Source organism: Roseovarius mucosus (genome assembly GCF_002080415.1).
Taxonomy (GTDB): Bacteria; Pseudomonadota; Alphaproteobacteria; order Rhodobacterales; family Rhodobacteraceae; genus Roseovarius; species Roseovarius mucosus_A.
The window spans coordinates 1,898,123-1,917,021 of record NZ_CP020474.1; the positions used below are offsets into that span (position 1 = coordinate 1,898,123).

Below are 18,899 nucleotides of genomic sequence, written 5' to 3' on the forward strand. Positions count from 1 at the left end.
CTTAGTGTGAAAAACCTCTTGTAAGAGCAGATATAGTCAAAACTTACAGGGGTCTCATGTCAGGCGCTGCCACGCTATTGCGCGATGTGTTCGGATTCGATGCCTTTCGTCCGGGGCAGGAAGAGATCATTCACACCGTCGCCACGGGTTGCAACACGCTGGCAATCATGCCCACGGGCGGTGGTAAATCGCTCTGCTTTCAAATCCCCGCGCTGATGCGCGAGGGGGTGACGGTTGTGATCTCACCGCTCATCGCCCTGATGCGCGATCAGGTCCGCGCCCTGCGCGCCGCGGGTGTCGAGGCGGGCGCGCTTACCTCTGGGAATACCGAGGAAGAAACCACCGAGGTCTGGCAAGCACTTGAGGCGGGGCGCTTGCGCCTGCTCTATATCGCGCCAGAACGGCTGGCGGCGGGGTCATCGCTTGGCATGTTGCGCCGCATTGGCGTGGGCCTCATCGCCGTGGACGAGGCCCATTGCGTAAGCCAGTGGGGCCATGATTTCCGCCCCGATTATTTGCGGATTGGGGAACTCAGGCGCGCGCTCAATGTTCCGCTTGCCGCGTTCACCGCCACCGCCGATGCCGAAACCCGTGACGAGATCGTCGAAAAACTGTTTGACGGACAGCCGCCACAAACCTTCTTGCAAGGCTTTGACCGGCCCAATATCCATATGGCCTTTGCCGCCAAGGACAATCCGCGCGCGCAGATCATGGCCTTTGCCGCCGCGCGCAAGGGACAGTCTGGCATCGTCTATTGCGGCACTCGCGCCAAGACCGAAACCCTCGCACGCGCGCTATTGGATGCGGGGCACTCTGCCTGCGCCTATCATGGCGGGATGGAGGCCGAGGCCCGGCGCATCGTCGAAGGCCGCTTCAGCAGCGAGGATGGGTTGATCGTTGTGGCCACCGTCGCCTTTGGCATGGGGGTGGACAAACCGGATATCCGCTGGGTCGCACATGCCGACCTGCCCAAATCCATCGAAGGCTATTATCAGGAAATTGGCCGCGCCGGGCGCGATGGCGCACCGGCCGAGACCCTCACGCTCTTTGGTCCCGACGACATCCGCCTGCGCCGCACCCAGATTGACGAAGGGCTTGCCCCGCCGGAACGGCGCATGGCCGATCACGGGCGGCTCAATGCCCTTTTGGGTTTGGCAGAGGCGCTGGAATGCCGCCGGGCCACGCTCTTGCGCTATTTCGGCGAGCAGGCCACACCCTGTGGCAATTGTGACCTCTGCGATACCCCACCCGAAACGTTTGACGGCACCGAGGCCGTGCGCAAGGCGCTCTCGGCGATCCTGCGCACCGGCGAGAGCTTTGGCTCTGGCCATCTGATCGACATCCTCACCGGCACCGCCACCGATAAGGTGCGCCAACGCGGCCACGAGGCGCTGCCAACCTTTGGTGTCGGGCGCGACATGGACAAACGCGGTTGGCAGGGGGTTTTTCGCCAGATGATGGGCCACGACCTGATCCGGCCCGACCGTGAGCGGCATGGCGCGCTGGTGATGACAGAGACCGCCCGCCCGATCCTGCGTGGCGAAGAAGGCGTGACCCTGCGCCGCGACACGATCGACCATACCCCGCGTCCCGCTGTGCGCGCGCTTGTGTCGGACGAGGATGCGCCGCTCCTTTCGGCGCTCAAGGCCAAACGCCGTGCCTTGGCAGAGGCGGCAGGCGTGCCCGCCTATATCGTTTTCAACGACCGAACCCTGATAGAGATGGCCGAAACCCGGCCAGAAACGCTGGATCAAATGGCCCGGATCAGCGGCGTCGGCGCCAAAAAGCTGGAGCGCTTCGGCGCCGAATTCCTCGAAGTCATCACCGGCGCACGAGAGCCTGTGCATCCCACCCGCCGCAAACTGGCCGGCAGCACCGCTGGCGAGGTCTACGACCGTCTGATGCAGGCGCAGGCCGATCTGAACCGGGGAGAGACGGGCATTGACCGCCCGCTCAGTTGCTCTTCCGCGCTCCTGGCCAAGGTTGCCAGCCAGCGACCCCGCACCGCACAAGAGATGCAGCGTCTTCTGGGCGAGAAATACGCCGACCGCTTCGGCGCGGCGTTTCTCGCGGCATTACATCTGCAAGAGTGATGGAACCTGCCTGACCAAGCCCTGCTGCTCCGTTGTTGTTCACCGGCTTCTGTGCTAAATCCTGATCATTGGTAACACGCCGCAGAATAGGTTTTGGATGCGACATCTGTTAAAGCGTTTTTCAAATTTGTGGTCGGTTCATTCTTCGCCTTCCCAGACAAAACCTGACTCTGACAAGAGACCTGATGCATCACCCCCCAAAAGACGTCCCAAGGATGCATTGCGTAAGAAATTCCTTGAGTCCTACGCGCTGGAAAATGGTCGAGGTTTGGAAATCGGCCCGTTTTGTCGCCCCGTCTTTCGGCGCGAGAGCTATCCCAACATGCTTTATGCCGATGTCAAATCAGAAGATTTTCTGAAACGACTGGTCAGAAAGGGCGACACATACAAAGAAGAAGATATCGTTCCGCTGGACTATGTGCTTGGCAATCAGCATCTGGATGCCGTTGTCGCACATGAAACGCTGGATTTCGTCTTTTGTGCGCATGTCCTTGAGCATGTTCCTGATATGATATCGTCACTCAAGGGAATTGAACGCGTGCTCAAACCCGGCGGTCTGTTTCTATGTTTCTATCCGGATCGCAGGTTTACGTATGACATCGACCGCCCCACAACGACGCTCTCACAGCTAGAAACGCGCCACCAACTTCGGATCACGCGCCCTGCCTCGGACACGGTGCTGGAACATTTCACGTTCAATCGAAAGGTTGACGCGGGAAAGGTGTGGGCGAACCACAACGATGCGGTTGGAGAGCGCCGGTTCACCGCGGAACAAGCACAGGAATTCGCCCTTCAGGCAACGCGCTCTTATGTTGATGTGCATTGCAATGTGTTCTCGGATTCAGAGTTTTCCGACATGATTGAGACTTTGGGCGCGGCGGGTCATATCTCGCTGCGTGTGGATCGCATGGTGCCAACTCGGGCACCGTTCAACGAGTTTCATGTCGCCTTGCGGAAACCATAACACGCCCATCGGGTAATCAGCTTGCAAAGCGCCTGTAGCCTTCCATATGCAGGGCTATAACACAGGCACCGCAAACACAGGAAATCCCATGCTCGTCGTCGTATCCCCTGCCAAAAAATTGGACATGACCCCGGTCGAGGGGATTACACCCACCCGCCCCGTGTTCGCCCAGGAGGCCGCTGAACTGGCACATGTGGCACAGGGATTGAATGTGGGTGATCTGCAAAAGCTGATGCATATCAGCGAAAGCCTTGCACGCCTAAACGCCGACCGTTTCGCCGATTTTGGGCAAATGGCGCAGAAACCCGCCGCGCTCGCCTTTGCCGGGGATACCTATCAGGGGCTTGAGGCGGGATCGCTTGACCCAGACGAGATGGGCTGGGCGCAGGATCACTTGCGCATCCTGTCAGGACTTTATGGTGTGCTGCGCCCACTCGACGCGATTGAGCCTTATCGCCTTGAGATGGGCAGCCGATTAAAGACCGCGCGCGGCAAGACACTCTACGACTACTGGGGGGCACAGATTTCCACGGCCCTGAATACGCAGGCAGAAACGCTTGGGGCAGAAACGCTCATCAACTGTGCGAGCCAAGAGTATTTCGGCGCGGTTGATCGAAACGCGCTGCGCCTGCGGGTGGTGACACCTGTGTTTATGGAGGAAAAGGCTGGCGCGCCAAAGATCGTCAGCTTCTACGCCAAACGTGCGCGAGGTGCCATGGCGCGCTTTATCATCCAGCATCGGTTGACCGATCCGGATGCCATTCTCGATTTCGACAGTGGCGGCTATCGGTATACGGCCAGCCTTTCAAAACCCGATCAACCGGTATTCCTACGCGATCATCCAGCGGCCTGAACCGGCGTCGCCTCGCCCTCTGGCGAACGCACGCCCTTCGGACAGGCGGCACGGATATGTTGGTGGATCATCTCTTTGCGCAGCGGCTTGGTCAGGTAGTGATCGAGGCCCGCTGCCAGAATTTCCGCGTCATCCCCGGTCATGGCATGGGCCGTCATCGCAACGATGGGCACATGCCGCCCGCTCTGCGCCTCGATGGCTCGAATGGCGCGCGTGGCCTCTTTGCCATCCATTTCAGGCATCGAGATATCCATAAAGATCACATCTGGCGCGAGTGACTGAAAGAGATCAACCGCCTCTTGACCATTCTCAGCGAAGGTCAGCTCAATATCCAACCCCTTGACCATGTTCGAAAAAACAAGGCGGTTGGTGCGATTATCCTCTGCCGCCAGCACCCGCATCGCCCGGCTGGATGCATCAGATGGGGGCATCACCCTGGCCAAGGCTTCAAAGAGATCGCGCCGCGCCACAGGCTTTTGCAGCACAGCCTGCACGTGAATGCGCGCCGGGTCCTGATCGGCATAGCCGGTGTTGGGACTGAACAGCAAAAACGGCGTGTCGTGCCCCGCTTCGCGCAGCGCCTCGGCCAGTTCCAGCCCGTCCATCCCGCTCATGTTATGATCGCTCACGATCAGGTCGAACCCGTTACCCGCCTGCGCCAAGGCCTCTGCCGCGCTTTGACAAGAAACTGCGGTGATTCCCAATTGTCCCAACTGTCGCTCCAGAATGGCGCGGCTGGTCGCCTGCGGCTCGACAATCAGGGCGCGGTATGTTCCCGCACTTAGATTGGGAAAGGCGATCTCGCCAACCTCGGCCACCGGCAAGGATATCGAGAAGCCAAAGATCGAGCCGTTGCCCGGCTCCGACTCGACCCAGATTTTTCCGCCCATCATCCGGATCAGCTTTTGCGAGATGGCCAGGCCAAGGCCGGTTCCCTCGAACTTGCGGTTGCGTTCGTCATCGACCTGATTGAACTCGCCAAAGATGTGGTCGATCTTGTCCGGCGGAATTCCAATCCCGGTATCCTCAACCGTCACATGGATACTCGCGCGCCCTTCGGTATCGGAGTAAACGCCCGTCACTCGCACCAGAACATGCCCATTTTCGGTGAACTTTACCGCATTGCCCAAAAGGTTGGTCATGATCTGCCGAATGCGCCCCGGATCACCGACAAATTGCGTTGGCAGGAACAGATCGTAATCCACCAGCACATCCAGCCCCTTATCACGGGCATTGACCTGCATCAGCGTCACCAGCTCGTGAATACATCGCTCCAGATCAAAGGGTTCAGCGTGCAGGATCAGTTTTTCCGCCTCGATCTTGGAGTAATCGAGCACATCGTTGATGATCACCAACAGCGCCTCGCCAGAGTTCTTGATGGTCGAGGTAAAGAGCCGTTGCTCTTCGGTCAGCTCAGTTTCCATCAACAGCTCTGCCATGCCCACCACCCCATTCATCGGCGTGCGGATTTCGTGGCTCATATTCGCAAGAAAGGATGATTTCGCCCTGTTTGCCGCCTCGGCCCGGCGACGTGCTTCCTTGAGTTCCTTCTCATATCGGATCGTATCGGTGATGTTGAGTGCAAGGCTCACGACATCGCCACCGTGCCCCCGCTGGTCAATCAGCTTGATATACTGCCCGTTCCAGAGGCGGATCACCTCTGGTTCAGGTTGCGTGCTCTGCCAGCGATCCAGCATTTTCTCGCGCCATTCCTGTGGTTTCAGCGCGCCGATATTGACGATCCCCTCTTCGGTGATGAATTGCAGGATCTCGATATAGCTGACACCAGGTTTGACCGCCTCAAGCCCGTCAAATACCGCAAGATAGGCATTGTTGGCCGCGATCATCCGGCTGTCGGCGTCAAAAAAGGCAAAACCGTCCTGAATCGTCTCGATCGAGTGCCAAAGACGACGTTCGGCAATCTCCACCTTTTGATAAGCGTCATTAAGATCGGATTTGACGCGCTGATTTTCGTCACGAACGGTTTGCACCTCAGCCCGCGTTTCATGAATCTCATGCGAGAGGGCAAGCGCATGCTTGCCCAATTTGCGATTGGCGGCCTGCAGTTCGGCTTGTTTCTGTTCCAGCAGGCGTTCGGCGGCCAATCTGGCCCGCCGTTCATCTGCCAGTTTGTTGGCGAGGCTCATGCCTGTCCTCCGACATGCCGGATCGTGATGACCTCACCATCCGGCATCGTCGTGAACAAGCGGTTAAAGCCACTGAAAATATGCTCTCAGAGCCGCTCGATAGCCAAGGCAATCCCCTGACCACCACCAATGCACATTGTGATGATGGCCCGCTTGCCTCCGGTCCGCTCCAGTTCATAGAGCGCCTTGACCGTGAGGATCGCCCCGGTTGCCCCAACCGGATGGCCAAGCGCAATCGCGCCGCCATTGGGATTGACACGGGCGGGATCAAGGCCAAGGCCCTTGTTGACCGCAAGCGCTTGCGCGGCAAAGGCCTCATTGGATTCGATCACATCAAAATCCGAAGCCTCAAGCCCAATGCGTTTGAGCAGCATCTCGACAGCAGGGACCGGGCCAATGCCCATCACCTGCGGACGCACCCCGGCGTGGGCATATCCAAGAATACGCGCGCGCGGTTTAAGACCCGCTGCCTCCGCCGCACTGGCCCGCGCCAGAACAAGGGCTGCAGCCCCGTCGTTGATGCCGCTGGCATTCCCAGCGGTCACGGTGCCATCCTTTTGAAACACAGTCTTAAGACCGGCGAGCGCCTCGGGCGTTGTGGCCTTGGGATGCTCATCGGTATCAAAGGCCACCATGTCGCGTTTCACACGCACCTCTACCGGCACGATCTGGGATTTAAATCGTCCCTCGCTGATCGCCACACCAGCACGCCTCTGGCTCTCAAGCGCAAAGGCATCCTGATCCGCGCGGCTGATCCCATGTTCCGCTGCGACATTCTCGGCGGTGACACCCATATGGCCGGTGCCAAAGGGACAGTTGAGCGCACCCAGCATCATATCGAGCGTTTTGACATCGCCCATCTTGGCCCCCCACCGTTGGTCGGGGATGATAAAGGGCGAGCGGCTCATGTTCTCGGACCCACCCGCAAGGCCGAAATCGGCATCGCCCAGCATCAGGGATTGCACCACCGAAACAATCGCCTGCGCGCCAGAGCCGCAGAGGCGATTGACGTTCATCGCCGGTGCCGTGTCCGGGATACCCGCCTCAATCGCCGCCACGCGGCTGACATACATATCGCGCGGTTCGGTGTTGATGACATGGCCAAACACCACGTGACCAATCTGCCCTCCTTCAACCCCAGACCGGGCAAGCGCCTCGCGCGCCACAATGGCCCCAAGAGTGGTGGGCGGCGTCGCGGCAAGCGCCCCACCAAAAGTGCCAATCGCCGTGCGGCATCCGTCCAGAATCACGATGTCGGTCATGGGTATCCTCCCCCCGGGTTGCGTTGGCAGGAGCCTAGCGGCAGGGATGCACATCTGGCAACGGGGACGTGTCGTCAGACACCTTTGCCTGCCCTAGTCAGAGCGGAATACGGCCCCTTTCCGTCAGGAGCCACGCATCACGCCCTTCAAACACCGCAGGCCAGAGCGGGCGGCCATAGGCGGCCCCACCGTCCAAATCTATGCGGTTGCCAAAATGGGTGGGCATCTCGAGCGCGGTGTGACCATGGACAACAAGCCAAGGATGCGCCCCCTCATGGTCGAGAAAGCCGTCCCGGATCCACATCAGATCCTCGGGGTCTTGGGCGGTCAAGGCAACTCCGGGGCGGATACCGGCATGAACGAAAAGCAGATCCCCCACCTCTTGCCAAAGCGGCAAACCCGCCAGCCAGTCGCGATGCGCCTGAGGCACAGCGCAGCGGGCCGCTTGCCATTGCGTCGCGTTCTCGGTCACGTCAAGCCCGTAGGAGGCCAGCGTCGCGACCCCACCCAAGCGGTGATTCAACCATGAGAGGCCAGATCCGATATGCGGCGAATGGATCACGCCGGTATCGAGGAAATCGATCAACATCTGATCATGATTGCCGCGTAACACGGTCCAAGGACAGCCCTGCGCCTGCCCTGTCATAAGCCGGTCGATCACCGCGCGGCTATCTGGCCCCCGGTCCACCAAATCCCCAAGGAATATGATACGCGCCTCTGTCCCGCCATCGCGCGCGACAAGGTCAAGTGCAGCTTCTAGCAGGGCGTCCTGCCCGTGAATATCGGGAATGGCATAAATCGGATCAGTCATGGCCCCGTTGAACCCCTGCACGCGGCAGATGTCCAGCGATTCCCAAGCTGGTCAAAGCGTATCGGCCAAACGCTCGCGCAGCCAACGATGGGCGGGATCGTTTTGGGACCTGACATGCCAGACCATTGCAACATCGGTCACCGCAATCGGCTCTGGCAGGGCATAAACCGCAAGGCCCTGCCCAGTAACCAGGTGGACTGCAAGGGGCCGGGGCAGAATAGACACCAGTGGTGTGCGCGACAACATCGCCGCAAGGGTATGCACATCCGGCAGGGTAACGACCGTGCGCCCGGCTTTCTGTCCGGGGTTCGCGCCGCAATCCGCCCGCGGCAGTTCTGCCAAAAGGTCGGAGGGCACCGTATCGCCGGGCGCAAGCCCCGCCGCCACAAGGCGCGGGTGATCTTGACGCGCCAAAAGCACCTGCCCCGCGCGATAGAGTGGCTGTGCCGCGGCCCAGTCGGGCAAGTCGCACATAGGGCAAAGCGCCAGATCAGCGCGTTTTAGCAGCAACGCCTCAGAAGGGTCAGGACCGGACATCGTCGCACAGTAAAGAGTGACGCCGGGCGCCACAGACGCCAGATGCGCCATCAACTCGGGCAAGAGATGGGCACCCCAAAACTCTGCCCCCAGAATATGAAAATGCCGCTCGGACCGGGCAGGCTCGAAACTGGTCGGTCGCGTCAAAAGCGCCTCGGTCTCGGCCAGAATGGCACGAACAGGCTGTGCCAGCGATTGCGCATAATCTGTGGGCACCAGATGACGCCCTTCACGCAGGAAAAGCGGATCATTCAGTGCCACCCTCAAACGACCAAGGGCCGACGAGACAGCGGATTGCGAGAGCCCCACCTGTTGTCCCGCCACGGTGGTAGAGCGGGTGATAAGCAGCGCGTCGAGGACGCGCAAAAGATTCATGTCAAACTTTGAAAAATCCATCTTCTAGACGATATGTCCAACAGTGGTTCCCGGGTATTGATCGGTTTGCACCGTGGATACGGGCAAGCGTTGTGTGGTTTTAGGGTGGCAAGAACAGCTTTCAAGATTTTTCCGTTCAATAGTTCATCCCCAAAAAGAAAACCGCCGCCCGGCGCATGCAGGCGGCGATCATTGGTTCAAGTCACGTTGAGTGGCAGAGCTTGCGTTGCGCGTCAGCTCACGTCGAATCTCAATTCGCGGATCTGCTGAAACTTGCCCGTGGCATGCAACGCCTTGATCGCGGCCTCGGGCACGGGGGCATCCACATAGAGGAGCGCAATCGCTTCGCCGCCTGCGTCCGACCGCCCAAGTGTGAAGTTGGCGATGTTGACGCCGTGATCACCCATTGTCATCCCCAAGGTGCCGATGATGCCCGGCACATCCTCGTTGGTGGTATAGAGCATGTGGCGACCGATTTCAGCGTCGATATTGATCCCCTTGATCTGGATGAAACGCGGCTTGCCATCCGAGAATACCGTGCCCCCGATAGACCGCTCACGCTTGTCCGTGACCACGGTAATTTTGATGTAGCCCTCAAAAGCGCCGGATTTGTCCTGCTTGGTGGTGCTGATCTTGACACCGCGCTCTTTGGCCACCACGGGGGCCGAGACCATGTTGACCTCGGGGTTGACCGATTTCATGATCCCCGCCACCGCCGCAGAGGTGAGCGCACCAAGGTTCATCTCGGACACAACACCATCATAAAGGATGTTGATCGCCTTGATTGGCTCGTCGGTCATCTGGCCGATGAAATTGCCAAGGTGATCCGCCAGCTTGATCCACGGCCCCATCACCTTGGCCTCTTCCGCCGTCACCGAGGGCATGTTGAGCGCGTTGGTGACGGCGCCGGTCAGAAGATAGTCTGACATCTGTTCGGCCACTTGCAGCGCCACGTTTTCCTGCGCCTCTGTGGTGGCCGCACCCAGATGCGGCGTGCAGACAACATTGGGCAGACCGAATAGCGGATTCTCAACTGCCGGCTCCTCGGTAAAGACGTCAAAGCCAGCACCGGCGACATGGCCGGATTTCAGGAGGTCAGCAAGTGCCTGTTCATCCACCAGACCGCCACGCGCGCAGTTGATGATGCGGACACCCTTCTTGGTCTTTTCAAGGTTCTCACGGCTTAGAACATTGCGGGTCTGATCGGTCAGCGGCACATGCAGCGTGATGAAATCGGACCGCTTCAGCAACTCGTCCAAGTCGACCTTTTCCACCCCCATCTTGTCAGCTTTTTCCTGACCCAAGAAGGGATCATAGGCGATCACCTTCATCTTGAGGCCGCGCGCCCGGTCACAGACAATACCCCCGATATTGCCCGCACCAATCACGCCGAGGGTCTTGTTGAAAAGCTCCACCCCCATAAAGGCGTTCTTCTCCCATTTGCCAGCATGGGTCGAGGCAGAGGCCTCGGGCAGCTGTCGTGCCACCGCGAACATCATCGCAATCGCGTGTTCTGCGGTGGTGATCATATTGCCAAAAGGCGTGTTCATGACGATCACGCCTTTCTTAGAGGCGGCTTCCTTGTCGATATTGTCGGTGCCAATCCCTGCGCGCGCGATCACCTTGAGCTTGTGCGCGTTGGCAAGGATTTTTTCCGTGACCTTGGTCGCGGACCGGATAGCGAGGCCATCATAGTCACCGATCACTTCGGCGAGTTTATCCTTGTCCTTGCCCAATTCAGGGCGGAAATCCACCTCGATGCCCCGATCGCGAAAGATCTGGACAGCGGTTTCGGAAAGTTTGTCGGAGACGAGAACCTTGGGCGCCATTGTAGGGCTCCTTGACTGAAAATCTTGAGGGGGAGACCCGGACTCTTGCACAAAGCCCGGGTCGATTTCTTTTCAAGAAATCGGGATCACGCAGATACGGACAGCGCGGCGATCTCGGTCTCGAACGCCCATTTGATCCACGGCATCAACGCCGCGACATCAGCGGTTTCGACCGTGCCACCACACCAGATCCGCAGGCCGGCAGGCGCATCGCGATACGCCCCGATATCATAGGCGACATCCGCCGTTTCCAGCCGCTTGGCCACCGCCTTGGCAAAGGCTGCACCATCCTTGATCCGCGCATCCTCGAAGGTAAGGCAGACGGACGTATTCGAGCGGATCTCAGGATCAGCCGCCAGAAACGCCAGCCAATCGTTTTGCGTCACAAATTCTTCAACCGCCGCAAGATTGGCATTGGCGCGTGCCTGCAGGCCGGTCAGCCCGCCAATCGACGACGCCCAATCGAGCGCCACAAGGTAATCCTCTACCGCGAGCATCGAGGGCGTGTTGATGGTCTCGCCTACAAAGATGCCGTCAATCAGCTTGCCGCCTTTGGTCAGGCGGAAAATCTTGGGCAGTGGCCATGCGGGCGTATAGCTTTCCAGCCGTTCCACAGCGCGGGGGCTAAGGATCAGCATGCCATGCGCCGCTTCGCCCCCCAGCACCTTTTGCCAAGAAAAGGTCGTCACGTCGAGCTTGTCCCATGGCAGGTCCTGCGCAAAGGCCGCACTTGTCGCGTCACAGATTGTCAGACCCTGACGATCCGCCTTGATCCAATCGCCATTCGGTACGCGCACACCAGAGGTGGTGCCGTTCCAGGTGAACACGACATCCTTGTCGGTATCAACCGATGCCAGATCAACGATCTGGCCATAATCAGCAGTTTTGACCACCGCATCGAGTTTGAGTTGCTTCACCGCATCGGTGACCCAGCCTGCGCCAAAGCTCTCCCAAGCCAGCATTTCGACGGGGCGCGCGCCGAGCAGGTTCCACATCGCCATCTCGACGGCCCCGGTGTCAGAGGCGGGAACGATGCCGATCTTGTAATCAGCAGGCACGCCCAGAATGGCGCGGGTGTTCTCGATGGCGGCCTTTAGCTTGGCCTTGCCCCCGGCAGCACGATGGCTGCGGCCCAAGGGGGCATCAGACAGCATGTCGAGCGTGAATGTGGGGATTTTGGCACAAGGGCCAGAAGAAAAACGCGGATTTTCCGGCCGCGTTGCCGGTGCTTCAATAGCCATATAGCTACCCTCTCAGATAAGCGCCCCTCGTTGGGGAGGGGTGTCCCACGGATCGGATTACGGCCAAGCAGGGTCTTTCGCAAGTGCAGAAATGACGCTAGAACGCCGCTTGAGCTAGAAAATACGACACTGCACGGCTACGATCGGAAACCTGCCCCATGTTTACCACCACCTTGATCGCAGCACCCGGTGCGCTTGACCCCGCTCTTGCCGAGGCATTGCGCAATGCCTGGGGCGGCGGGGCGGTGCAGTGGTTGGCCCCTGATGAGGCGGCGGAATTTGACATGCCCGAGGTGCCGGGAAACCGATGGGAGGTTTGGGCCGAACTGCAAAACCAAGCCGTTGATCTGGTGGTTCAGCCCACAGAGGGGCGGCGCAAAAAGATGCTGCTCGCCGATATGGACAGCACCATGATCCAGCAGGAATGTATTGACGAATTGGCAGAGGTCGCAGGCGTGGGCGCGCATGTCCGCGCCATCACTGCGCGGGCGATGAACGGCGAGCTGGATTTCGAGGGCGCGCTGATCGAGCGTGTGGCGCTGCTCAAGGATTTGCCCGAAACCGTGATTGCCGAGGTTCTCGCTAACCGGATCACCTATATGCCGGGAGGTTCCGCATTGGTCGCGACGATGCGGGCCAACGGGGCCTATTGCGCGCTGGTCTCGGGCGGGTTCACCGCGTTTACGCAATCGGTCGCCGCACATCTAGGCTTTGACGAAAATCGCGCCAACACGCTTTTGGTTGCGAAGGGTCGCCTGATTGGGGATGTCGCGCGCCCCATCTTGGGCCGCGCAGCCAAGGTGCAGGCACTGGAAGAGATCAGCGCACGGCTTGGGCTCTCAGAGACCGACGTACTCGCCGTGGGGGACGGGGCCAATGATCTGGGCATGTTGGGGCGTGCGGGCGCAGGCGTAGCGCTTCATGCTAAGCCAAGCGTCGCCGCGCAATGTGACATCCGCATCCAGCACGCAGACTTGACGGCGTTGCTCTATATCCAAGGCTATGCGCGGGATCAGTTCGTGATCTGAGACGCGGACAGAGCGTTAGAAATTGGCGGTCACGCCCGGCAGGTTCAGCGCCTTGATCAATTCGCGCAATTCCTGACGCGCGGCGATGTTCGAGATGTTGAGACCCTTGACCCCGATATCCTTGAGGTCGAGCAGCGTCAAACCACGCGGGAACAACTCCCGAAAGATCACGCGCTCGTTAAAGCCCGGTGCCACGCGAAAGCCGATGCGCTTTGCGAGGTTGTCGACCGCATCGCCCATCTTCTTCTTGTTGACCATCTGTTGTGCGCCCAGACGGTTGCGCACCACCACCCAGTCAATCGCGCGCAGACCGGCTTGTGCCCGCAGTTGTCGCGCGCTCCAGACCATCTCGGAATAGACCGACGGGCCGAGGATCTTCTTGCCGTCGCTGTCGATCCGGGCGAGGAGATCAAAGTCGATAAAACTGTCGTTGAGGGGCGTAATCAGCGTATCGGCGAGGCTATGGGCCACTTGGCTCAGACGGGTGTGCGAGCCGGGGCAGTCGATCACGATGAAATCGCTATCCGCCTCCAGTTGCGCCACCGCCGCCGAGAGCCGCCGATCATAGACATTCTCGCCCGGCTTGAGCTGATCCGCCGCCACTTCGGGCAGTTCGTGATACCGTGGGCTCGGCAGATCAAGGCCGGATGTCGCCAAGAATTTGGCGCGGTTCTCCGCGTAGCGGCCAAAGGTCCGCTGGCGCAGGTCGAGATCAAGCGCGCTGGTTTTGTGGCCCATTCGGGCTAGGGCCGTCGCCACATGCATCGACACGGTCGATTTGCCCGCGCCGCCCTTTTCATTGCCGACGACGATGATATGCGCCATTGTCCATTCCCCTTGGTCGCGAGGTGCGGATCGTTGCCGCCCCCGGTCTTTTTGCCAGACAGTACCCGGCTGCGCTGCAATAGGGAAGTGCGCCCCGACTGGTCAAGCGCCTTTGGCTCTGGCACCTGCCCCACACCAAGGATAGGGTCGCGCCATGACGCAAACAGCACTGACATATTCGCCCGATCAGGCCGAGGCGCATGACCGTATCGCGGCGGCGCTGCGCAGTGTCGGTGTTGATCTTGACACAGGGCTATTGACCCCACCCCGCGACGGCAAGACTGCGGTCATGGCCGTCACCGGCAAGGCGGGATCCGGCAAGACATTGCTTTTGGCCGCGCTCTACCGCGCGCTGGAAGAGGCAGGCGTCGAGATCGTTTCAGGCGATTACGAGAGCCGCAAACGCCGGGACAAGCGCACGCTGGCCATCCTTGCGCCCACCAACAAGGCCGCGAGCGTGCTTCGGATGCGCGGGGTGCCTGCCACCACCATTCACCGCATCCTCTACACCCCCGTCTATCACCCGGAATATGAGAAGATCGCCGAATGGCTGGCCGGTCAGGGCGAGCGCCCCGAGATCGAGGGCTTGACCGATCTGGCGCTGGACCGTGCCTTTGCGTTTTACCAGAGCAACAAATCCATCCCCGGCGCGCTTGCCGCTGCTGGCCTGCGAGGCTCGGATTTCATCACCGGCTGGAAGCGTCGCGAAGAACCACTCGATATCGGCTTTGTCGATGAGGCGAGCATGCTGGATGGTCAGCAATTCGAGGATCTGCAAGAGATTTTCCCAACCCTTCTGCTCTTTGGCGATCCCGCACAATTACCGCCTGTGAAATCGACCGGCGGTATGGTGTTTGAAACGCTGCCCGCGCCGGCGCGTCTGGAACTCAGCCGCATTCACCGGCAGGACGCGGACAACCCGATCCTTGACCTGGCCCACGCCCTTGCCGATCCTGCACTGGACTTTCACCAGTTCGAGCGCATGATTGAAGATGCAGCGCAGCGGGACGAACGGGTAAGATGGGCAGAGCGGGTCGAGGTTGATTTGATGGCGCGCTCGCCGGTGCTGGTCTGGCGCAATGCCACGCGCATCCGCCTGATCAATGCCTTTCGCGCGGTGCATGGCGCGCCCGAAACCGAGCTTCTGGCAGGTGAGCCTTTGATCTGCGACGGGATCGAACTACCGCTCAAGCATCGCAAAAAGCGGCTCGATCTCGAGGCGCGCGGGCTGATAAAGGGCGCGCAGGTGGTTTACCTTGGACCAGGGCGTAGGCCCGGCTTTTCCCGCCTGCATGTGATCGGAGCGGAAGATCCGCAGATTTCTGCCGCGTCCATCGTCAAGATCGAAAAACCGGATGAAGAAGAGCCGTTCATCCCCTTTGCCGCCAATATGGGGGCAACGTTCCTGCATGGGGCTGCCGTGACGATCCACAAGGCACAAGGCAGCCAATGGCAAGATGTGCAGGTGTTCGCCCCTGACATTTACGCCGCTGCACAGATGGGCCGCTCAGAGGCGGGGCAACCGCTCTGGAAGCGGCTGGCCTATGTGGCAATTACCCGCGCCGAAGAGCGGTTGCACTGGATCGTGCGCAACCGGCTATCCAAACCCTCGGCACCACTCACAGTTGATGATCTGCGCGGCGGACCTGCGCCCCTGCAACTCGAACAGGAGGAAGAGACATGAAAACCGTTCTGATTACCGGGGCAAGCGCCGGTATCGGGGCCGCCTGCGCGCGCGCCTTTCTTGGGGCTGGCTGGCATGTCGGGCTGATGGCGCGGCGGCCAGAGGCGCTGGACGCTGTGGCAAAGGGGCATGACAACGCCGTGATCCTGCCCGGCGATGTGACTGACCCCGGCGATGTGGTGCGGGTGTTCGAGGATTTCATCGCCCGCGCCGGGCGGCTTGATGTGCTCTTCAACAACGCCGGCAGCTTTGGCCGCGCCGCGATGATCGACGAGCTGAGCTATGAGGAGTGGCGGCAAGTCGTGGATGTGAACCTGCATGGCATGTTTCTTTGCGCGCGCGCGGCCTTTGCCCAAATGCGCAATCAATCCCCGATGGGGGGGCGGATCATCAATAATGGCTCGATTTCGGCGCATGCGCCGCGCCCCGGTTCGGTGGCCTATACCACCACCAAACATGCGATCACCGGCTTGACCAAGACGCTCAGCCTTGATGGACGCCCCTATGATATCGCGTGCAGTCAGATCGACATCGGCAATGCCAGAACCGAATTGCTGGAGGGGATCATCGCCGCCAATCCTGACGCGCCGCCACCCACGATGGACGTAGAGCACGTGGGCGCATCGGTGCTGCATATGGCGGATTTGCCGCTAGAGGCGAATGTGCAGTTCATGACGCTGATGGCAACGAAAATGCCCTTTATCGGGCGGGGCTAAAGACCCAAGATCACACCCGCCGAACATCGACCGCTTGCCAGAGGGGGCGCGCCCAGTCTTCGGTTTCCATGAAGGCCACATCGCTTGCGTCCCGACCAGAGCCGATCACCACCATGTCGGCGGCGCTGCTCATACCGGTGGCATCGACAAGGTGCCACGCCCCCTCTAGCCAAACCTCGGCCACAGCGTGAAAATCGGGCGGGTCCACATCAGCACCATAAACCGAGGTATAGCGCGCCGGGATATTGCCCGCGCGCGCCAGGCTGCATACGAGATGGGCGTAGTCGCGGCACACGCCCTTGCGGGCTATGAAACTGTCTATTGCCGAGGTTGTGGCGCTGGATGAGCCGGACACATAGCTGATCTCGGAACGGGCCCAGTCTACAATCGCCGCAATCCGCGCTCCTCCCTCGAGACCACGAAACTGTTGGGTCGCGAATTCGGTCAAAAGGTCGGATTGGCAGAACCGTGACGGGCGCAAGTAGCTCACAACCTCGCCGGGCAGGTCGCGCATCGCCGTGCCCACGAGCCTTTCCAAATCCGCACATGTGCGTGTCACCTCAACACGTGCACGATACCGCAATCTCATCCGATCACTCGTCACATGCGCCCAGACCCGGCGCCCCGGCATCCCCTCAACCTCGATCCAACGCAGGTCGGCACCCTCGACGTCAAGCGTGCTCTCGATCACGGTTTGCCCATCGGTCTCCGCCGCTTCAAGTGTCAGGAGCACTGTGTCATGCCCTGTCAGCTGGTAATCCATGGTCACGTCGATGTTCAGGCGCATAAGCTCTCTATCTTGATCTCAGGGTTTTGGGCCGGTGCCTAAACGAAGCCGCCCGCAGCGATATCAGCCACGCCGCATCGCTTGAAACGCTGCGGACGCGCCCCAGCCCGCAGCGATGGCAATCGCCAGCGACATCAGGCCATAGACCAGCGGTTGCTGGCGGGACAGGGTGTAGAGCCAGCGTTCCAGCCCCACTTTCTGCACGTCAATCACGGTTTCGAGTTGCGATACCACGCGCCCCTCTCGGGTCAGGAATATCCGGGTTAGATATTCCCCTTCGGTCAGATTGGCCGGGAGTTGAATCGCGCCACGAAAGAGCGTTTCCTGATCCAGTACCACAGCCCCTTCGCGCATTGCATAGGCCCCTTGATCCCGGCGAATACGGATCAGGGCATCCGTAAAGCGCTCTGCATCCTCGGCCATGCTGGCCGCGCCCACAGAACGGATTGCGCGCGGGATCGAGACGCGATGCCGCAAATCCTCGGTATCGGACATGACCTTGTCGAGCGGGCCTGTCGTGGCGACGGCATAAAAGCTGGGGGCGGAATCAAGCACGACCATTTCCGTATTCACCCAGATGCCAAAGCGGCGATCCTTGCGGCGTACCGTCACCGGCTCTGACGGACCAGCAACCGCGATGACCACATCCAGCGGAATATCAGGAATCGGGGACTCGCGCTTGACCGCACCAAAGATCAAAATTTCCGAGCCTTCAAAGGTCGCCGTGATCGCCACCTTGTCTTTGCTCAGCCCCAATACAACCTCTTCGGCGCGCAGCGGCAGGGCGGCAAGGCCCAGCAAAAGCAACAGACGCCAGAACATCACGCCCCCCCGCCCGTACCAAGCGAGTAGAGTTCCGATGGCGTGGCCAAGAGATCGAACGCCAGCTTACCACAGACCGCCAACACCATGATCGCAAGAAGGATGCGCAATTGCTCGGCCTTCATCCTTGTGCCGATAGACGTTCCGAACTGTGCGCCGATCACGCCCCCCACCAGCAAGAATACGGCAAGGGCGATATCAACCGTGTAATTTGTCATTGCATGCAAGAGCGTGGTAAACGCAGTGACGAAGATGATCTGAAAAAGTGAGGTGCCCACCACAACCTTGGTCGGCATGCCCAAAAGATAGATCATCGCGGGGACCATGATAAAGCCGCCGCCGACCCCCATGATCGCTGCGAGAACACCCACACTGATCCCCACCAGAAGTGGCGGGATAACCGAAATATAAAGGCCACTGGTCCGAAACCGCATCTTGAACGGCAAGCCATGAACCCAGCCGTGTTTCTTGCGCTTGGGGGGCACGCCACGCCGTGTGTTGCGGATGGCGCGCAGGCTTTCGATGAACATCATGCCGCCGATGACGCCCAGAAAAACCACATAGCAGAGCGTGACCAAAAGATCGACCTGCCCCAACGACTTGAGATAGTTGAACACCATCACCCCAAGAGCGGCCCCAATGAGGCCGCCAATCAGCAGCACCGTGCCCATTTCGAGATCGACGGTCTTGCGCCTAAAATGCGCAAGAACTGCGGAAAAGGAGGCAGCCATGATCTGATTGGCGCCGGTCGCTACGGCGACCGCAGGCGGAATGCCGATAAAGAACAAAAGCGGCGTCAGAATAAAGCCGCCCCCAACCCCGAACATGCCCGAAAGAATGCCCACGATGCCACCCAACCCCAAGAGGAGAAAGATGTTGACCGACACCTCGGCTATGGGGAGGTAAATCTGCATGGCAATTCCTA

Annotated in this window: 16 protein-coding genes; 6 read left to right on the forward strand and 10 right to left on the reverse strand. The window is 59.9% G+C overall.

All coding sequences use genetic code 11. From position 1 onward, the window contains the following. The first annotated feature begins 56 nt into the window (after nucleotides 1-56). The 3 genes from recQ to yaaA all read left to right on the forward strand — a co-directional run bounded on the left by recQ (nucleotide 57) and on the right by yaaA (nucleotide 3,910). Entirely contained in the window at nucleotides 57-2,093 is a 2,037-nt protein-coding gene (recQ, locus tag ROSMUCSMR3_RS09110; RefSeq protein WP_081507128.1) for a DNA helicase RecQ, read from the forward strand. 97 nt (nucleotides 2,094-2,190) lie between these two features. Continuing rightward, nucleotides 2,191-3,057 (forward strand): class I SAM-dependent methyltransferase, encoded by an 867-nt coding sequence (locus tag ROSMUCSMR3_RS09115; protein ID WP_081507129.1) that lies wholly within the window; start codon nucleotides 2,191-2,193, stop codon nucleotides 3,055-3,057. Between the two features lie 88 nt (nucleotides 3,058-3,145). Further along, nucleotides 3,146-3,910: a peroxide stress protein YaaA gene (yaaA, locus tag ROSMUCSMR3_RS09120; RefSeq protein ID WP_037297862.1), complete on the forward strand. Its 765-nt coding sequence runs from the start codon at nucleotides 3,146-3,148 to the stop codon at nucleotides 3,908-3,910. Here yaaA and ROSMUCSMR3_RS09125 read toward each other — a convergent pair. The 6 genes from ROSMUCSMR3_RS09125 to ROSMUCSMR3_RS09150 all read right to left on the reverse strand — a co-directional run bounded on the left by ROSMUCSMR3_RS09125 (nucleotide 3,895) and on the right by ROSMUCSMR3_RS09150 (nucleotide 12,112). Continuing rightward, nucleotides 3,895-6,057, reverse strand: coding sequence for a response regulator (locus tag ROSMUCSMR3_RS09125; RefSeq protein WP_081507130.1), 2,163 nt, complete (start codon nucleotides 6,055-6,057; stop codon nucleotides 3,895-3,897). The genes yaaA and ROSMUCSMR3_RS09125 overlap by 16 nt on opposite strands. A gap of 86 nt (nucleotides 6,058-6,143) precedes the next feature. Continuing rightward, entirely contained in the window at nucleotides 6,144-7,319 is a 1,176-nt protein-coding gene (locus tag ROSMUCSMR3_RS09130) for an acetyl-CoA C-acyltransferase family protein (protein ID WP_081507131.1), read from the reverse strand. Nucleotides 7,320-7,416: 97 nt separating this feature from the next. Then, nucleotides 7,417-8,130, reverse strand: coding sequence for a metallophosphoesterase family protein (locus ROSMUCSMR3_RS09135; protein ID WP_198385598.1), 714 nt, complete (start codon nucleotides 8,128-8,130; stop codon nucleotides 7,417-7,419). 51 nt (nucleotides 8,131-8,181) lie between these two features. Continuing rightward, nucleotides 8,182-9,042, reverse strand: a complete 861-nt coding sequence (locus tag ROSMUCSMR3_RS09140) for a LysR family transcriptional regulator (protein ID WP_162655204.1) — start codon at nucleotides 9,040-9,042, stop codon at nucleotides 8,182-8,184. 233 nt (nucleotides 9,043-9,275) lie between these two features. Next, the gene (gene serA, locus ROSMUCSMR3_RS09145) at nucleotides 9,276-10,871 is read right to left on the reverse strand and encodes a phosphoglycerate dehydrogenase (protein ID WP_008281327.1); all 1,596 of its coding nucleotides are present in this window, start codon (nucleotides 10,869-10,871) and stop codon (nucleotides 9,276-9,278) included. Nucleotides 10,872-10,957: 86 nt separating this feature from the next. Beyond that, nucleotides 10,958-12,112: a phosphoserine transaminase gene (locus ROSMUCSMR3_RS09150; protein WP_081507133.1), complete on the reverse strand. Its 1,155-nt coding sequence runs from the start codon at nucleotides 12,110-12,112 to the stop codon at nucleotides 10,958-10,960. A 158-nt stretch (nucleotides 12,113-12,270) separates the two neighbouring features. Here ROSMUCSMR3_RS09150 and serB point away from each other — a divergent pair, with 158 nt between their 5' ends. After that, nucleotides 12,271-13,140 (forward strand): phosphoserine phosphatase SerB, encoded by an 870-nt coding sequence (gene serB, locus ROSMUCSMR3_RS09155; protein WP_081507134.1) that lies wholly within the window; start codon nucleotides 12,271-12,273, stop codon nucleotides 13,138-13,140. A 15-nt stretch (nucleotides 13,141-13,155) separates the two neighbouring features. Here the strand turns inward: serB and ROSMUCSMR3_RS09160 are convergent, their stop codons facing one another. Next, nucleotides 13,156-13,965, reverse strand: coding sequence for a division plane positioning ATPase MipZ (locus ROSMUCSMR3_RS09160; protein ID WP_081507135.1), 810 nt, complete (start codon nucleotides 13,963-13,965; stop codon nucleotides 13,156-13,158). A 154-nt stretch (nucleotides 13,966-14,119) separates the two neighbouring features. Here ROSMUCSMR3_RS09160 and ROSMUCSMR3_RS09165 point away from each other — a divergent pair, with 154 nt between their 5' ends. Together ROSMUCSMR3_RS09165 and ROSMUCSMR3_RS09170 are read left to right on the forward strand one after the other, a co-directional pair. Beyond that, nucleotides 14,120-15,649 (forward strand): AAA family ATPase, encoded by a 1,530-nt coding sequence (locus ROSMUCSMR3_RS09165; protein ID WP_081507136.1) that lies wholly within the window; start codon nucleotides 14,120-14,122, stop codon nucleotides 15,647-15,649. Beyond that, entirely contained in the window at nucleotides 15,646-16,365 is a 720-nt protein-coding gene (locus tag ROSMUCSMR3_RS09170) for an SDR family oxidoreductase (RefSeq protein ID WP_081507137.1), read from the forward strand. Before ROSMUCSMR3_RS09165 ends, ROSMUCSMR3_RS09170 begins: the two co-directional genes overlap by 4 nt. Before the next feature lie 10 nt (nucleotides 16,366-16,375). Here the strand turns inward: ROSMUCSMR3_RS09170 and ROSMUCSMR3_RS09175 are convergent, their stop codons facing one another. The 3 genes from ROSMUCSMR3_RS09175 to ROSMUCSMR3_RS09185 all read right to left on the reverse strand — a co-directional run bounded on the left by ROSMUCSMR3_RS09175 (nucleotide 16,376) and on the right by ROSMUCSMR3_RS09185 (nucleotide 18,888). Further along, a complete protein-coding gene (locus ROSMUCSMR3_RS09175; RefSeq protein WP_008281320.1) occupies nucleotides 16,376-17,152 on the reverse strand; it encodes a transglutaminase-like domain-containing protein in 777 nt (258 codons plus the stop codon). A gap of 63 nt (nucleotides 17,153-17,215) precedes the next feature. After that, entirely contained in the window at nucleotides 17,216-17,974 is a 759-nt protein-coding gene (locus ROSMUCSMR3_RS09180) for a TIGR02186 family protein (RefSeq protein WP_008281319.1), read from the reverse strand. Continuing rightward, nucleotides 17,974-18,888, reverse strand: coding sequence for a sulfite exporter TauE/SafE family protein (locus ROSMUCSMR3_RS09185; RefSeq protein ID WP_081508587.1), 915 nt, complete (start codon nucleotides 18,886-18,888; stop codon nucleotides 17,974-17,976). The genes ROSMUCSMR3_RS09180 and ROSMUCSMR3_RS09185 overlap by 1 nt, the downstream gene beginning before the upstream one ends. Nucleotides 18,889-18,899: the final 11 nt, after the last annotated feature.